The sequence below is a fragment of the Lysinibacillus phoenicis genome (assembly GCF_047238325.1).
GTDB lineage: Bacteria > Bacillota > Bacilli > Bacillales_A > Planococcaceae > Lysinibacillus > Lysinibacillus irui.
Genome location: NZ_JBDFMP010000002.1, coordinates 684211 through 698539, shown reverse-complemented (window position 1 = coordinate 698539; position 14329 = coordinate 684211). Strand labels below are relative to the sequence as shown.

Annotated in this window: 14 protein-coding genes; 7 read left to right on the top strand and 7 right to left on the bottom strand. The window is 32.7% G+C overall.

Translation table 11 applies throughout. The features are described from left to right. Positions 1 to 306 precede the first annotated feature (306 nt). The 3 genes from ABC382_RS04790 to ABC382_RS04780 form a co-directional block, all read right to left on the bottom strand. Positions 307 to 1230 (bottom strand): GNAT family N-acetyltransferase, encoded by a 924-nt coding sequence (locus tag ABC382_RS04790; protein ID WP_322610933.1) that lies wholly within the window; start codon positions 1228 to 1230, stop codon positions 307 to 309. Positions 1231 to 1797: 567 nt separating this feature from the next. Beyond that, positions 1798 to 2553 carry a glycosyltransferase gene (locus tag ABC382_RS04785; protein ID WP_322610932.1) on the bottom strand — a complete coding sequence of 252 codons (756 nt, stop codon included), beginning with the start codon at positions 2551 to 2553 and terminating at the stop codon, positions 1798 to 1800. Positions 2554 to 3143: 590 nt separating this feature from the next. Beyond that, positions 3144 to 3581 carry a carboxymuconolactone decarboxylase family protein gene (locus ABC382_RS04780; RefSeq protein WP_322610931.1) on the bottom strand — a complete coding sequence of 146 codons (438 nt, stop codon included), beginning with the start codon at positions 3579 to 3581 and terminating at the stop codon, positions 3144 to 3146. 364 nt (positions 3582 to 3945) lie between these two features. Between ABC382_RS04780 and ABC382_RS04775 the strand changes: the two genes are divergently transcribed. Both ABC382_RS04775 and ABC382_RS04770 read left to right on the top strand, forming a co-directional pair. Continuing rightward, positions 3946 to 4449 (top strand): Rrf2 family transcriptional regulator, encoded by a 504-nt coding sequence (locus ABC382_RS04775; RefSeq protein WP_322610930.1) that lies wholly within the window; start codon positions 3946 to 3948, stop codon positions 4447 to 4449. Positions 4450 to 4994: 545 nt separating this feature from the next. After that, positions 4995 to 5666 carry a serine/threonine protein kinase gene (locus tag ABC382_RS04770; RefSeq protein ID WP_322610929.1) on the top strand — a complete coding sequence of 224 codons (672 nt, stop codon included), beginning with the start codon at positions 4995 to 4997 and terminating at the stop codon, positions 5664 to 5666. Between the two features lie 376 nt (positions 5667 to 6042). Here the strand turns inward: ABC382_RS04770 and ABC382_RS04765 are convergent, their stop codons facing one another. Continuing rightward, a complete protein-coding gene (locus ABC382_RS04765) occupies positions 6043 to 6432 on the bottom strand; it encodes a spore coat protein (protein ID WP_274796996.1) in 390 nt (129 codons plus the stop codon). A 782-nt stretch (positions 6433 to 7214) separates the two neighbouring features. Here ABC382_RS04765 and ABC382_RS04760 point away from each other — a divergent pair. Next, positions 7215 to 7556 (top strand): hypothetical protein, encoded by a 342-nt coding sequence (locus tag ABC382_RS04760; RefSeq protein WP_322610928.1) that lies wholly within the window; start codon positions 7215 to 7217, stop codon positions 7554 to 7556. A gap of 174 nt (positions 7557 to 7730) precedes the next feature. Here ABC382_RS04760 and ABC382_RS04755 read toward each other — a convergent pair whose 3' ends face one another. Continuing rightward, positions 7731 to 8264, bottom strand: a complete 534-nt coding sequence (locus ABC382_RS04755; RefSeq protein WP_322610927.1) for a gamma-type small acid-soluble spore protein — start codon at positions 8262 to 8264, stop codon at positions 7731 to 7733. Between the two features lie 465 nt (positions 8265 to 8729). Between ABC382_RS04755 and ABC382_RS04750 the strand changes: the two genes are divergently transcribed. Further along, positions 8730 to 9341 carry a TetR/AcrR family transcriptional regulator gene (locus ABC382_RS04750; RefSeq protein ID WP_412926628.1) on the top strand — a complete coding sequence of 204 codons (612 nt, stop codon included), beginning with the start codon at positions 8730 to 8732 and terminating at the stop codon, positions 9339 to 9341. Positions 9342 to 9947: 606 nt separating this feature from the next. Here ABC382_RS04750 and ABC382_RS04745 read toward each other — a convergent pair. Both ABC382_RS04745 and ABC382_RS04740 read right to left on the bottom strand, forming a co-directional pair. Beyond that, positions 9948 to 10244 carry an FBP domain-containing protein gene (locus ABC382_RS04745; protein ID WP_412927252.1) on the bottom strand — a complete coding sequence of 99 codons (297 nt, stop codon included), beginning with the start codon at positions 10242 to 10244 and terminating at the stop codon, positions 9948 to 9950. 35 nt (positions 10245 to 10279) lie between these two features. Further along, positions 10280 to 10600: a hypothetical protein gene (locus ABC382_RS04740; RefSeq protein WP_412926627.1), complete on the bottom strand. Its 321-nt coding sequence runs from the start codon at positions 10598 to 10600 to the stop codon at positions 10280 to 10282. Positions 10601 to 11190: 590 nt separating this feature from the next. On the opposite strand from ABC382_RS04740, the gene ABC382_RS04735 reads away from it, so the two are divergent. From ABC382_RS04735 to ABC382_RS04725, 3 genes are all read left to right on the top strand, one after another. Continuing rightward, on the top strand, positions 11191 to 11724 hold the full coding sequence (locus ABC382_RS04735) for a hypothetical protein (protein WP_274797002.1): 534 nt from the start codon (positions 11191 to 11193) through the stop codon (positions 11722 to 11724). Between the two features lie 185 nt (positions 11725 to 11909). After that, entirely contained in the window at positions 11910 to 13259 is a 1350-nt protein-coding gene (locus tag ABC382_RS04730) for an arsenic transporter (protein WP_274797315.1), read from the top strand. A 13-nt stretch (positions 13260 to 13272) separates the two neighbouring features. Beyond that, positions 13273 to 13950, top strand: coding sequence for a DUF2642 domain-containing protein (locus ABC382_RS04725; protein WP_274797003.1), 678 nt, complete (start codon positions 13273 to 13275; stop codon positions 13948 to 13950). The last annotated feature ends 379 nt before the right edge of the window (positions 13951 to 14329 follow it).

Below are 14329 nucleotides of genomic sequence, written 5' to 3'. Positions count from 1 at the left end.
GTCGCTTGTAACTTTTCTTGTTAACATGTCCTAAATTAGAATTGAATAATTGGTTTAGAATTTATTGTTTAACAAAAGATTTGTTCTTAAAAAGTTACTTAAATGATTTTGTGAGGAACCAGAACAATGATAAAAGATCATGTGACTATGAAATGGATAGCGAAGATCTAACTTACGAATCCTTGCCAGATGCAATTTATACCACGTATGTGGAGTACTATTCACTGTTTTTCAGAAGGACAATTAAATCTGGATTGTATTAGCGGAAATAAAAAAGAGGGGCGGATTACCCCTCTTTTTTTTAATCTAATTCAATGTTGTAAAGTACCTTATCTCTTCATTAGCCGTATAAAATCCAACAGATTCGTATAAAGATAAAGCGGACTTATTTGTAGTTAATACCATCAGGGTAGCGGAATGTATCTGATGAGATTTTAGATAACTCAAAGCTTGTGTAAGCAAAAACTTAGCGATGCCGCGCTTCCTCCATGGTTCACGGACAAAAACATCCTCTATTACACCATAGTCATTCTCTCGCCATACCATTAGTCCGCCCACAAGGGTATCTTCTTGACGTATGATCATCGATGTCCATAGTTTGTTTTTCTTGTATTCAGTTAATCTATTAAGTCCTAGTGGAGTGTCAGGCCAAATTTCAGCTTCTACATCTAGGTAATCTCTTTCCTCGCGAGATGTCTCCATCTTCCAATTCGAAAATTGAAAGCCTTCTTGGAGAAATAATTCAGGAATAGGTTTATTCAAGTCACGATTCATGCGAAACAAACTGTTCAGATGACGGAATCCTTTTTGGATAAAAAATTGATTGTTTGCTGTTTCTGTTGAATCGTTACCAACACAAAGTATTGTTCCATATTCTTTAGGTAAGTTATCCTTTAATTGATTGGCTCTAAAGAAAAGATACTGATAGACTTTATCGAGTAAATCAAAGTCACTTTCTCTTTCGGGAATAGTTTTAATATTAATGTATAGAGAGTGATTGTTTTCTTTTGAACGACCAGGGGGGACAACGTTAATTATGCTTACTTGCCCCTTAGCGACCATTTTTCCATTTTCAAATGCACAATAAACGTTACGCCAATTATCTTCATCACCGACCCACCAAAACGTTGCATTTTCTTTTGCAGTTACTAATTGATATAACTCGCCAAGTAAAGGCATATCTTCATGTTTGAAATGACGAATGGAAATCTCTGTTGATGATTCGCTCAAAATAATACCCCTTTCAATAGTAGGGGGTTTCGCAGTTTAGAGGGCTAGCTATGCGTTTTCCCCTTTAAAAGTTTGCCCTTTACTAACAATTCCTTAATCACATAAAACGCCTCCTTTAACTATTATTACCATTTAAAGTAACACACTTTAATACGTGTATCAACATCATTTCATCTCTATGTATATTTATTCCACTTGCATATAGTCGCAGTTCAAATCATTTACATCCACAAATATTTTTTGTGCAAAAAAAATGCTTAGAGAGGTACTAAGACTAGAGGTAGTAGCAGTAAGCTGTCATCACTTATATTATTTTATTCATCAATAGTGTCAGAAAGATATTGAGCCTTAATAAAGGATTGTTCAACAATCGGGTGTGTTTCTTTGGTAACGGCGATTAAAGGGTTTCATTTTGGTAAATTTCTAGAAGCAATAAACTAAAAACCAGGCACTCGAATGAGTGCCTGGTTACTATTAGGTTTAATAGCTTAATTCAAATGAAACAATTTTATTATGCATAATATATGCTGTTACCGTTTTAAAAGGTAACATTATTGAGTTTAATCATCATCTTGCTTGATCATCATAATAGGCTTCATTTGCTGCCTTATGATTATTGCCTTTTAAGTAAGCTAAAATCAGACTAGGTCGTTTAAGTAAAATCCAGTCCCCATAATGGTCGAAACGCCTGCAAGAAGTGATCATACCATTCTTTATTGTTCCGTATTTTTTTCCATTTGTTTTTCCAAATTGTTTTAATCGTTTTGCAAAATCAGCATCTTCAGCCATCAGCATATTCTCATTAAAACCTTTAATTGCTTGGAAATCCTTTCTATAGCACCAAAAAATCCCTACAGAAATAAATCCATATTTAAACAATAAGGGAACTATCAATAGCATGGTAGATACAATGATTCCGAGCGACACTCTCTCGAAATTTCCGTTTACTCCTCCTCCAATATATTGATTAGAAGCTAGATGCTTTTCAACTTCGGATAAAAAATGTTCAGTCATTCGAGTATCTGCATCAATTGTAATTAGGATTTCACCATTTGCTAAAGCAGCTCCCGCATTTCTAATTTTGGATAAATTTTTATCTTCATTTACCAATGTTACACAATTGTATGACTTTGCAATTTCCTCTGTTCTATCAGTACAACGGTTAAGCACCACAATCACTTCAACTTGATTTTTATAAAGTTGTGCAGCTTTTGCAATTGAATCTAGGCATCCACCTATATACTTTTCTTCATTATGAGCGGGTATTATAACGGAAAATTTCACATCATTTTCATTAACAATAAAATGCTTGTTTTCGGACATAGCAAAATCCCTCTCCCTAGTTAAAATTGGTCCTTACAAATTTAGTATAACATTTACATAAATATCTTTTTGTGTAAATTTTATAACATTTTATTCAATTACTTCATCACAGCAAAGATTGTATTTGAATAAAGGTTTCGATCTTGAAAAAGTTCCGGATTCAATAACTAAAAGCCAGACTATCGAATAGGGTCTGAATTTAATCATTTTATTCTTCACTTCATACTATTAAAATCAAAATATGATAAGAAAATTTGAAAATAAAGCAACGATAAGATACTATCCAATTTGAACTCTGGGAAACCTAAGTGGTTGATAAAACACCGAAAATTCTCGTAGACATTTTTTATGCGAAATCGTTGTTATATCAGCGTTTAGGTCTTTTAATGAAAACGATAATTTCCCATACGAAGCCTTCTAAAGAAGAAATAATGATTGAACCAGAGCGAAGGATAATGAAGAAATCAGTCGCTTGTTGGTGGAATGTGGTACTGAACTTGTCATTTCTTGCGCTTACCCGGGAAATTTTTTTATTTCCTAACTGGAGCAACTAATAAAGAAAAATAGCTACCTGTTAAGGCAGCCATTCCTTATTCTGCTACATTGCCCATCGCTATAGAAATTCGATTCCAGCTATTAATTTGATTAATCAAGATAACTAGATCGACATACGCTTTTTCATCAAAATGCTTACGTACACGTTCATATAAAACATCAGGAACTCGTTTTTCTGGAATAAGTGTAATATGTTCCGTTAATTCTAATGCTACTTTTTCATCCTCTGAATAAAATGTACATTCTCTCCAAGCGCTTATACAGTATAAACGTTGTTCCGTTTCTCCCATCTTTTTAGCATCAGCAGTGTGCATGTTGATGCAATAGGCACAACCATTAATTTGAGAGGCTCTAATTTTAATGAGTTCACGAAGTTTTCTTTCGATAGCACTTTTCTTCGTGTATTTTTCCATTTCCATCATGATCTTCATAGCATCCGGTGCAATTTCATAGTAATTTATACGTTGTGTCATTGTGAATCCCTCCATTATTTATTAGCTAATTCAATTGACTTTGTTAACTACCTATCTAAAACAACCTCTCTATATAGATTAATTTGATTAACTACTTCATGATCCTATTTATTTTTTTATCAGTTTGTAGAAATTGTCTCATAGAAGTCTTTGAATCCACTTTGGGGTGTGCTTGAGCAAAGTAGTTACTACACAAAAATCCTCCCATATAATAAAGATTGAATTAATCGTAGATTAAATTAATCGTTGATTAATATTGTCTACAATATACGCTTTTAACTATCTTTTGTCAAACTGATTCATTTATGTATTTCTAAAATGTGTTACTATCATGGTAAGGATAATGTTTTAAGTAGGTGAAGTAATGAAATATAGTGTTATGGTTGAATATGCGCTACACAGTCTTGTTTATTTAATTGATGTACCACCAAATGAAAGTATTGGCATAAAAGATTTATCTGAATTTCAAGGATTATCAGAGACCTATCTTTCAAAAGTTTTAGGGAAGTTGTCCAAGGAAGGAATTGTAAGTTCCGTATCTGGAGTAAAAGGAGGGTATCGACTCAATAAAAAACCACAAGATATTTCATTTTGGGATGTTGTGCGTGCCGTAGAAGGTGAAGATCCGATATTTCAGTGTAAGAATATTAAAGCGAATTTTGCTTATCAAAAAACAAACGAACAGTGTGAATCCTGTACAGGTCAATCGAATTGCACGATTAATAGTGTAATGCTTGAAGCTGAAGAACAAATGCGTAATTATTTAAGAAGTAAAACAATAGCTTGGTTAGAAGAGGAACTACAACGGACATTACCGGGAAAGCAACTAGAAGAAGCAAAAAACTTCTTTAAAAAAGGGAATAAATAACTTCAGAAGGAAAAAAACAAACCAGCTAAGTGGTAGTCAAGAAGGATGCGAAACACTCGTTTACATAGCGAGTGTTTTTTTGTTTAAGTTATTTTTTAAAGAAAATAGTGAGATCTTTTGCATACAGAAATTTTCATTAAGCAAGCGACGATTTGACCGTTAAAAAGGGTCACTAGGTTTGAAGTGACATTAAACAGAAATACTAGATGAATTTTTTAGAGTTATCTACTTTGATTAAAGCAACCCCTCCACAGTTCTCGATAAATTGAGGGCAATCTAGAGCAACAATAGAAGTAAATCAAATACTTTGAAAGTTTTTAATGAAGATGGTTAAGGGTAATTGTTACTGATAAAGAGGAAGAGGGGCATTGGTTCTTCTCTAGCCATTGAAGCAGTATACTTCCATAAGAAGAATGTATTTTGGAAGAATTTATCGTTTTCCTAATGTTTTGAAGTGGACGTGTAGGGAAACTAAGGATATAGTGCGACATTTAGGAGATAGTATTCTATAATCCTTCTTCAATCCAAATGATGGGAGAGATAATATGGAAAACGACTGGAACAAAGCTATAGGTTCTCTTTCTCAAATAAACGTTTTTTCAAATCCAAATAACGAGCCAGTAACTATAAGTGGTGAAGCGGATGATTTGAGGTGTATCGGTGTAGGGACAGATGCGGCTGTTTTTCAATATCTTTCCGCTCCAGCTTATGCATTTAAATTATATGCCAAGGACAAAGTACACAAGGTAAAAGTTGAAGCAAATGTTTACCGAATATTAGGAGATTCACCTTTCTTTTCAACATGTTTTGCATCATCCGACGAATACCTTGTTTTAAGTTATGAAAAAGGAAAAACGCTCTTTGACTGTATTCTACAAGGTATTCATATTCCAGAACAGGTTGTATATGAAGTGGAGGCTGCAAGAGATTATGTCCGGATGAAGGGCCTTAACCCTCGTGATATTCATTTAAAAAATATTTTATTACAAAATGGCAGAATTAAAATAATTGATGTCTCTGAATACACCCAACCAGGCAATGATTGTCGATGGGAGCATTTAAAAAAAGGATATGAGCAATACTATCATCTAATAGACGGAAATTCTGTGCCGTTCTGGTTAGTAGAAACGATTCGAAAGTGGTATAACCTGCGGGGAAAAAATACTTCATATGAAGAGTTTACAAAAAATATTTTAAAACTATTGTATAAAAAATAATTGACTACTAGATGGTTTCATATTTTGAAGCGCTACTCACACCGGGTAGCGTATTTCTATTAGGAAAAGAAGCGCAAACGACAATGCATCATATTCTAAATACATCATTTACATGCCTTGTAAGATATTTCTGGAGAATATAACATAAAAAAAGGCCGTAGCGTTTGTAGACGCTACAGCTCTCGAAATTTCAAGCTTCTTGGTGGCAAGTTTGTATATAGAAACTGTAAAGCAAGGATGATGGACCCTTGCTTTACATCATTTTCACTATGATGAATAATAATAATTTTACTTAGGCAAGCAGCGAAGATTATAAGATAATTATTATTTAAAGTCTTCCCACACAAAATGGTGTCCACTACATCGGGTGGAAATATTAATTAATGAAATTTTGAGGAATACATTCATGAACACCAGAATTTCTCAATGAGTTAAATAAAGCTGCACCGATTCTTAACATAACAAAGTTATCAGTGCCATTTTCTAATTCATATATCACAAAGTAAGAATTATCGACTGTAAAAATACATTTTCGTTCTAATTCAAATCCAGGTGGTACAGGAGGAAGATTAAAACGTGGTACAACTACAGGTGTATCTCCTTCATCTCTAATAAAATTGAAAGTTTGTTCGTCAATTTCATAGATATTAACTGGATCAATCTCCACACCTTTTTCTGGAATTGTGATTTCATCTTCAACTAATAGGAAAAAGCGTTCGTTTCGAAAATTGAAAATGCCTCTCGCTCCAATTTCAAATGTTGCCATTTTATATTCACCTCCTCTCTTATAAATAAATTATTCATATCGAATACAGTTATATAGACAATAAGGAAGGTGGAGTGAAAAATATGTTCAATACAGATATTAGTCATTATAATACTAGACCGATGTCTATCCTATAAGATGTATATGAATAAAGTAACGATAAAAGGGTCACCCGGGATAGTGGTGACCCTAAGTAAAAATTCGGGAGGTCTCAAGTTAAACCAGTTTAGCTTAACACTATTATTTATATGCTAAGTACACTTGGGATTTATAGTTTATTGCCCTTTGATAATAAATGGTCAAGTAATCACACCTTTAAATGCATCTGATGTTCTTACTTTAAGAAATATTGATGACAGCCCAAAACCTTTATTAAATGGAAATGCAGGCATTCCGGCTGTTATCAGCATGTCTATTGTTATTTTAAGATTAGTGTAAGGGTTTTATAGTAGATCTAGAGTATGGGTCTAGAAGAGGTAAAGCTCAATTATTTTAGGTTGAAACTTCTCGACGTATTTACCAAAATAAAAGAGGTATCTATTTTAATCCTCATTAGATATACCATGTAAAAAAATGAGGAGTTTGTTCATTGTAAAGCTATTATAAGTTGCTTAAAGTTATTTAAGTTGATGTCGTTTCAGTAGGTGGTAAGCAAGATTATGTGATCAAAATACTTGATTTACGAGGAAATTCAGAATAATATCGGAATATTTGGATGGGTATGGAACAAATGGACGGGAATATCGTTAATGTATTAAACGAGATTATTTTGGGAGTGTGGAATGGATCATAAGTTAATGTCTAAATATTTATCGTACATAGTTTATTTTGTAATAGGACTTATTTTAACTTATTGTATGCAATGGGTAACAGTGCTTTTTATGGGCAGTGTAAGGTTTACAGCTGCAGATAGTTATCCAGGAGATTTGAGTACTCTTTCTTTAGTTGTATGGAGTTTTTTGTTTTCAATAAGTCATTTTGTAGTTTTGACAATATTTTCTTTTTTATATAAATTTCTAGTATCTGTTTTTAAAATTAAGTTTCAAGCCAAAATTGCGTTGATGTTTAATGCTTTTGTTACAGGCTGTTTAATAATGTATTTTATAAATGTTTTTTTACACTAAGTATCCTCTTTGGTGGATGCTTTTTAGTTGTGTCAAAAAGGATGTAAAGGACCAATATACGAATGGGATTCGATCATGAAGAAATGACGATACATGTACTTCAAAGGATTGTGCATACTTTTAATAGGAGTTCCTTGGAAACAAAAAAACCGGCAGTGGTTGCCGGTTGTGGAGCTATTGATTATTTGTATTATTTTCGTTTGCAAAACGACCAGAAGCAAATTTTTTGTTCGCTTCCGCTTGTTGGATTTGTTGTCTGATTTGATTTACATCAGTTTCTCTCCCAAATTCAACGTTCATGGAATTCATTGCATTTCTTGAACCAGAAGCTTGTTGTTTGTTCGCTTCTGCTTGTTGGATTTGTTGTCGAACCTGATTCACATCAGTTTCACTACCAAATTCAACGTTCATGGAATTCATTGCATTTCTTGAACCAGAAGCTTGTTGTTTCTTCGCTTCCGCTTGTTGGATTTGTTGTCGAACCTGATTCACATCAGTTTCACTACCAAATTCAACGTTCATGGAATTCATTGCATTCCTTGAACCAGAAGCTTGTTGTTTCTTCGCTTCCGCTTGTTGAATTTGTTGTCTAACTTGGTTCACATCAGTCTCATTCCCGAATTCAACATTCATTGAATTCATTGCATTTGGCGTTGCATTAGGAATTTTCGAGCTGAAGTTTTGGTTGTTGTTATTATTTTTTGCCATTGAAAATCACCTCCTGAAAATTAGTTTGACCAGAAGGTGCTTTAGTATCCGTAAATTTTAAAAAAACTTGGTCGAAGTAAATGGCAGGTAGTTTTCTTCTAAAAGACTACCTCATATGGAAAATAAACCAAAACTTACATTGAGGAAGTGATTTTTATGAAATTTGGAAGGAAAATAGCTTCAAATTTGTTGATCATTTATTTTTTCGTTTTTTTTAGCATATCGACTATCTTTTCATTCTCATCTACATTCAATTATATAGTTTGTGGCATAGGGATGATTATGGCAATTATTCTACATATGTATTTTAAATGTACTAATCAAAATAATTAATTCCTGATGAAATGAGAGAAGATGCAATTCCGTAAGGTATGATAGATCAATTAAAACTTACATACATAGACGATGTTGAGAAATCCAGTTTTACTAGTATAATTGGAATAGGTTTGGAGATTGGAGAAATGTATGAAAGATCGTAAACAAGTAGTCATCGAATCAACAATACAGTTATTTACGGAAAAAGGTTATCAACATACCTCTGTGCAAGATATTTTAGATAGAGCCAATATTTCAAAAGGGACATTTTATAATTATTTTTCATCAAAGAATGAATGTTTGAAGGCCGTTTTAGAACAAAATCGGCGAGAGAGGGATGTTTTAAAAGAGGAAATTCTTGTTGGACAGAAAATGAATGATGTCGAAATTTTGGTTGATCAGTTAATGGCTTCATTAAGAATTAAGGAAAAATATAATTTAATGCCATTATTTCGTGAAATCTCTTTTTTACATGATGAAGAGTTACAAAAAATTCTTGCGGATCATCGTTTCCATGAAATCACATGGTTAAAAAATAGATTGTATGATATTTATGGCGAGGACGGAAAGCCTTATTACTATGAATGTGCCGTGATATTTTTCGGTACATTTCAATACTTGTCTTTTTACTGGAATTTAGCAACGAATACGACGATCGATATCAAAAAGGTAATCTGTAGATCATTAAGATATGTAGAAAATTTCCTTCCAGAGATGATAGCATGTGGTGAGGTTTTTTTAATCCAAAAGATATGTATTTGATCGAAAGTGAATTCGAAAACAAGATGGTAACGAAAGACATGATACTAGAGAAATTGGGGAAGTTTGATAAAAACATGTCGTCTGTCGAGCTTCCCCAACAATCCATCGAACTAACTTCTTTGCTTTTAGAAGAAATGGGTCGGGAAAAGCCTAGGATTAGTGTGTTAGAAATTATGCTAAAACCATTTCGTAATGCATTTACTGACACAATCTATACTGTCGAGGCTGAAGAGATAGCCAATATTTTTTGGCTCTATATAAAAATGCAAAAAAATAGATCGTGATGAAAGATGAATGCACTTAAAACAATTTAGGATGTCTAATTTGGGGAGTCATAAGGCTTCTTTATTCAGTTGAGATTAAGTGTAGAGAATGGCTGGTTACCAGTGATAGCTATATATATGATCCTATTTGTGCTTTATCACAATAAATTACAATTTACAGGATTTTATGAAGGTCCAAACCAGCAAAAGCTACCACATTCAATATCAGTCACTTTCCTTATGACCTTTCCTGCATTATTTATCGCTATACGCATAGTTGAACCTATGACCATACAAAAGGCAGAAATGTTGCATGCACAACATTTCTGCCTTTATTAATTCGCTATTTTTGTGTAATACGTTCGAAAAATTCGTGAGTTCTGTCCATATCTGTGACATGCTCATTACATGTTTTACTATCGGCGCAAATGTAATTACTATGGTTGGTAAATGTGCCTACCACTTGGCCTTTAATGGACGTTGTAAATAAGCCGACATCTGAATGACGATTACAGATGGCGCATATACCACGCACAGTGTTGTTGGCAAATATGCCCTTAATGCCTTTTAGCTGTCCATTTTGTTCAAGAACAACATATTTACGATGTGTTCCTGGATCATCCCAAGCAAGATAGCAAATTTGTTGAAAATCCAGTTCTTCTAAATTTGGTAACTTTAGCTTTTTTCTTTTTTAAATAGAGCCTTGAGCGTGCTGGCTGTCACTGGCTTGAACGGGATGACATATGGTTTTAATTGTTCTAAAAATGCATCTCCCTGCGCACGATCTGTCACAGCAAATAGCTGTTCAATTAATTTTAATTCCTCGGCGGAAAGCTCTAATTTAGTTGTAATTTCAGTATCAACAAGCCCACGTACGGCAAGAATAACATTTTTATCCTTTGTTGTCGTAAGGGCATGTAAAATTTTATTTAACTGTTGTTCTAGTAAGTGATAATTTGCGACCGTTAAAAACGGCTGAATTGTTTGGTTTTCCATTTGAAATCTCTCCTGATTCTTAGGCTATTTTGTTAATCTATGGCCTAAAGAGATCATTCAATTTTATGTTATTCGTATAACTTAAACTAGACCTCTTTGACCTAAAGAAGTCGTTCTAGAGCAAGCATTACAAGTGAATGCTATCATTTCAATCCCTCCTTTAAAGATAACATTGATTATATAAGGTTTATTTAAGATTACATAATAAATTGAATTTAACGAGGACCCATAAACTACCCATCTTCATTTTTAGCTTTTTCTTCAATCATTTGGATCTTATAAGTACCTCTCTTTATATATTACCATGTGTATGACTTATTTGCTTTTTAAAAATCTACTTCGAGCAAAGGAATGTCATATCCCTTTATTTATTTTAACAAATTTTAACCAGAAACTCGATAATGAATTTGCTTTTTTATTGAGCAATTAAAGACAGCGTTGATAACTACACCATTGCCAAAATGGATGCGAGAAATATGAACTGGTAAGGGAGTTCAAAGTATATTTTTACCTACTTAGGCATTTCCAATAAGGTATTTATCGGAGCACACATATAGATAGCAAGACAATAAAAATAGGAGGCTAAAATAATGAACAGAAATCTGCTTATTTCATTAGTTGACAAAGTTGTTAGGGTTGATAGGGGAGGTCCAGAATCGCGTATTGGCAAGTTATTGACAGCAGGTGAGGATCATTTTGTTTTACTAACAGAAAAAGACGGTATTGTTTATTATAAAACGCAGCACATAAAAAGTATTACGGTCAATTCAAGAGATGGAATGGAATTTAAAGTTGAAGATCCAGAAGATGATTCCTACTTACTCCCAACTAATTTTAAAACAGTTGTTAGTAATTTTCTACATCAATGGGTTAAAGTAAATCGTGGTGGACCAGAAATGCTAGAGGGCATAATGGAAGAGGTCACTGATGATTATATTACCATTTTTTCAAAAGATGAAATTATCCGCCTTGCCATGTATCACGTTCGTAATATTAGTTTAGGTACTAGTAAAAAAGAAGAGGAAAATAAAAATGAAGGAAATAATGAAACAACAAACAATAATACTACCAACAATAATAGCGTAAACAATAAGGGAAGAAATGCAAGAAATCGAAAAAGATAATACTTTTTTGTACAAAGCCTAGCTAAAGAAAGGAGGAAGGAATGTGATTATGCTCCTTTACTTCTCTATCGTTGGTGGATTATTTTATAAATTATTTCTTAGGAAACCTGACGAACGTAGCAAAGAAATTACAATCAATCCTACCACATCAACCATTACTAAACATAAGGCGGCTGATGTGAATGTTGGATAGTTCAATTACTATCATGTTGGTTGTTTTTATTTTAACTATAATATTCATGCTGTGGAGACCATTTGGAATAAATGAAACTATTCCAACAACGATCGGTGCAGTGATTGTGTTGATGACAGGTATTGTATCTTGGAACGATGTCCTAGGGATATTGGGTATTGTCAGTGGTCCATCACTGACAATACTTTCAACGATCATGATGTCAATTGTACTTGAAAGTATAGGATTCTTTCGTTGGATTGCTTATAACATCGTCATTAAATCCAAGGAATCTGGTATTAGACTATACGTGTATATTATTTTGCTATGTTTTTTAATGACTATGCTTTTTAATAATGATGGAAGTATTCTCATTACAACGCCCATAATTATACACATAGTCAAGCTCCTTCGTTTTAAACCTCATCAAGCATTACCCTATTTAATTTCAGGTGCACTTATTGCCACAGCTGCTAGTGCACCTATTGCTGTAAGTAATATCTCTAATCTGATCGCATTAGAGATTGTTGGTCTTAGTTTAAATAGTTATGTGGAAATGGTATTTATTCCATCAATGATTGGTATCATAACTATTACGTTTTTATTATATTTCTATTTTAAACGATCTATCCCTAAAAGAACTAAGGCTCTACCAATCAATGTTAATACAAATGAACAGCTCTTGTATTCGCATCCGCTAGATATTCGTACAGACTATGTAACGATCGATTGGAAAATGTTTAGAATATGCTTAATTATCGTTGTAGCAACAAGGGCAAGTTTCTTTGCACTATCCCCATTAGGTATTCCAATAGAATGGATTGGTTTATTTGGTGCTGCCATTTTAATTACAGTTAGATGGCTTAGAATGAGAACAGGACTAACAGATATCATTAAAAATTCGCCATGGTATATTTTTTTATTCGCATTTAATATGTATGTGCTAGTGTATGGTCTTAAAAATGTGGGACTGAATGATATTATCATAAAAACTTTTAAGACATCAGTAGAACATGATATTTTAAACGCAGCCATGATTATGGGACTATTATCTACATTCCTGTCAAATGTCTTTAACAATCTTCCTACAGTGATGATCGGTACATTGTCCATAATGGAGATGGGACTTGACCCTTTATACTTACAAGTAGCTTATTTAGCAAATGTGATAGGTAGTGATATTGGTGCATTATTAACCCCAATTGGTACATTAGCAACGCTCATTTGGATGTTTATTTTAAAAAGACATGGAATCCTTATTACTTGGGGAAATTATTTAAAAGTTACAATCCTTGTTGTTCCAATTGGGTTAATTGTAAGCTTATTTAGTCTATATTTATGGGTTGCCTTAATATTTGAATAGAGGAGGGGAGACTTTGAAGAATTTGATTCAAGATTTTGATAAAGAAATCGTTAAATTAGAAGTAACAGGGAAAAAAATACTCAAAGGAATCATAATTGATAGCAGTAGTGAATTAGTTGTTTTATTTAACGGTAAAGAATTTTTTTATATTCCTTTTAATCACATTCATGAGATAAAAATAGATGATGTTAATGAAGATGGACTTAAAATTCCTTCATCTATAACACAGGATAAAATATTTAACGATTCAAATGAAGAAATGACGTTTGCAAAAGTTCTAACAAAATCTTTAGGGACATTTTTAGAAATTCAGGTGTTAAATAATCAGCCATTCCATGGATATATCTCCAGTATTTTAAATGATTATATTGTATTTCAATCTCCCGTTTACAAAAAAATGTATATTCCCATTAAACATATAAAAACAATCGTACCTTATAGTCACCAACAGAAGCCGTATCAACTAACAGATGATGAATTTTTAATTACTGCATGTAACGAACATTTCCCAAGTACTTTTGAGGCTCAAATTGGAAATTTAAGAAATAAACTTATAGTATTAAACTTAAGTGAAAAAAACAATTTTACAGGGAAAATAACTGAAATAAAAGGTTCAATTATCCAATTTCAAACTGCTAAGGATATCGTCTATTATAATCTCCAACATATAAAAACTATTCATACTCCATGATGCTTCATTGTTTTTTGTAGGATAAATACAATAGTTTTTATGCAATTGAATTCAATCATATCAAAATAAGAATAATATAAGAGTAAAAAAACAAACGAGAGATAATTTTTCTTGGACTACACAAAATTTTGTATTCTGTGTGGTCTTTTGTATTTTATTTTATCAATACATTCGGTTTATACATTTAGATAATGTAACAGGTCAATAGACTCACAGCACTATAATGGGAAATTGATTAAGGTAATATGATGCGATAATTACATAGGCATGCATTAATTAAGCTATTTAACGAAAGTGAATGTTTTATTGAAATTAGTTGTTTCATACAAGCATACTCATTCGAAAATTCATAAGCTATGTTAATTATAAGAAAAGGATG

What these genes read in the sequence shown, in the direction of transcription:
- ABC382_RS04765 (WP_274796996.1), bottom strand. Translation starts at nt 6,432, where the DNA reads ATGGCAACATTTGAAATTGGAGCGAGAGGCATTTTCAATTTTCGAAAC.
- ABC382_RS04750 (WP_412926628.1), top strand. Translation starts at nt 8,730, where the DNA reads ATGAAAGATCGTAAACAAGTAGTCATCGAATCAACAATACAGTTATTT.
- ABC382_RS04775 (WP_322610930.1), top strand. Translation starts at nt 3,946, where the DNA reads ATGAAATATAGTGTTATGGTTGAATATGCGCTACACAGTCTTGTTTAT.
- ABC382_RS04735 (WP_274797002.1), top strand. Translation starts at nt 11,191, where the DNA reads ATGAACAGAAATCTGCTTATTTCATTAGTTGACAAAGTTGTTAGGGTT.
- ABC382_RS04770 (WP_322610929.1), top strand. Translation starts at nt 4,995, where the DNA reads ATGGAAAACGACTGGAACAAAGCTATAGGTTCTCTTTCTCAAATAAAC.
- ABC382_RS04780 (WP_322610931.1), bottom strand. Translation starts at nt 3,581, where the DNA reads ATGACACAACGTATAAATTACTATGAAATTGCACCGGATGCTATGAAG.
- ABC382_RS04755 (WP_322610927.1), bottom strand. Translation starts at nt 8,264, where the DNA reads ATGGCAAAAAATAATAACAACAACCAAAACTTCAGCTCGAAAATTCCT.
- ABC382_RS04740 (WP_412926627.1), bottom strand. Translation starts at nt 10,600, where the DNA reads ATGGAAAACCAAACAATTCAGCCGTTTTTAACGGTCGCAAATTATCAC.
- ABC382_RS04785 (WP_322610932.1), bottom strand. Translation starts at nt 2,553, where the DNA reads ATGTCCGAAAACAAGCATTTTATTGTTAATGAAAATGATGTGAAATTT.
- ABC382_RS04760 (WP_322610928.1), top strand. Translation starts at nt 7,215, where the DNA reads ATGGATCATAAGTTAATGTCTAAATATTTATCGTACATAGTTTATTTT.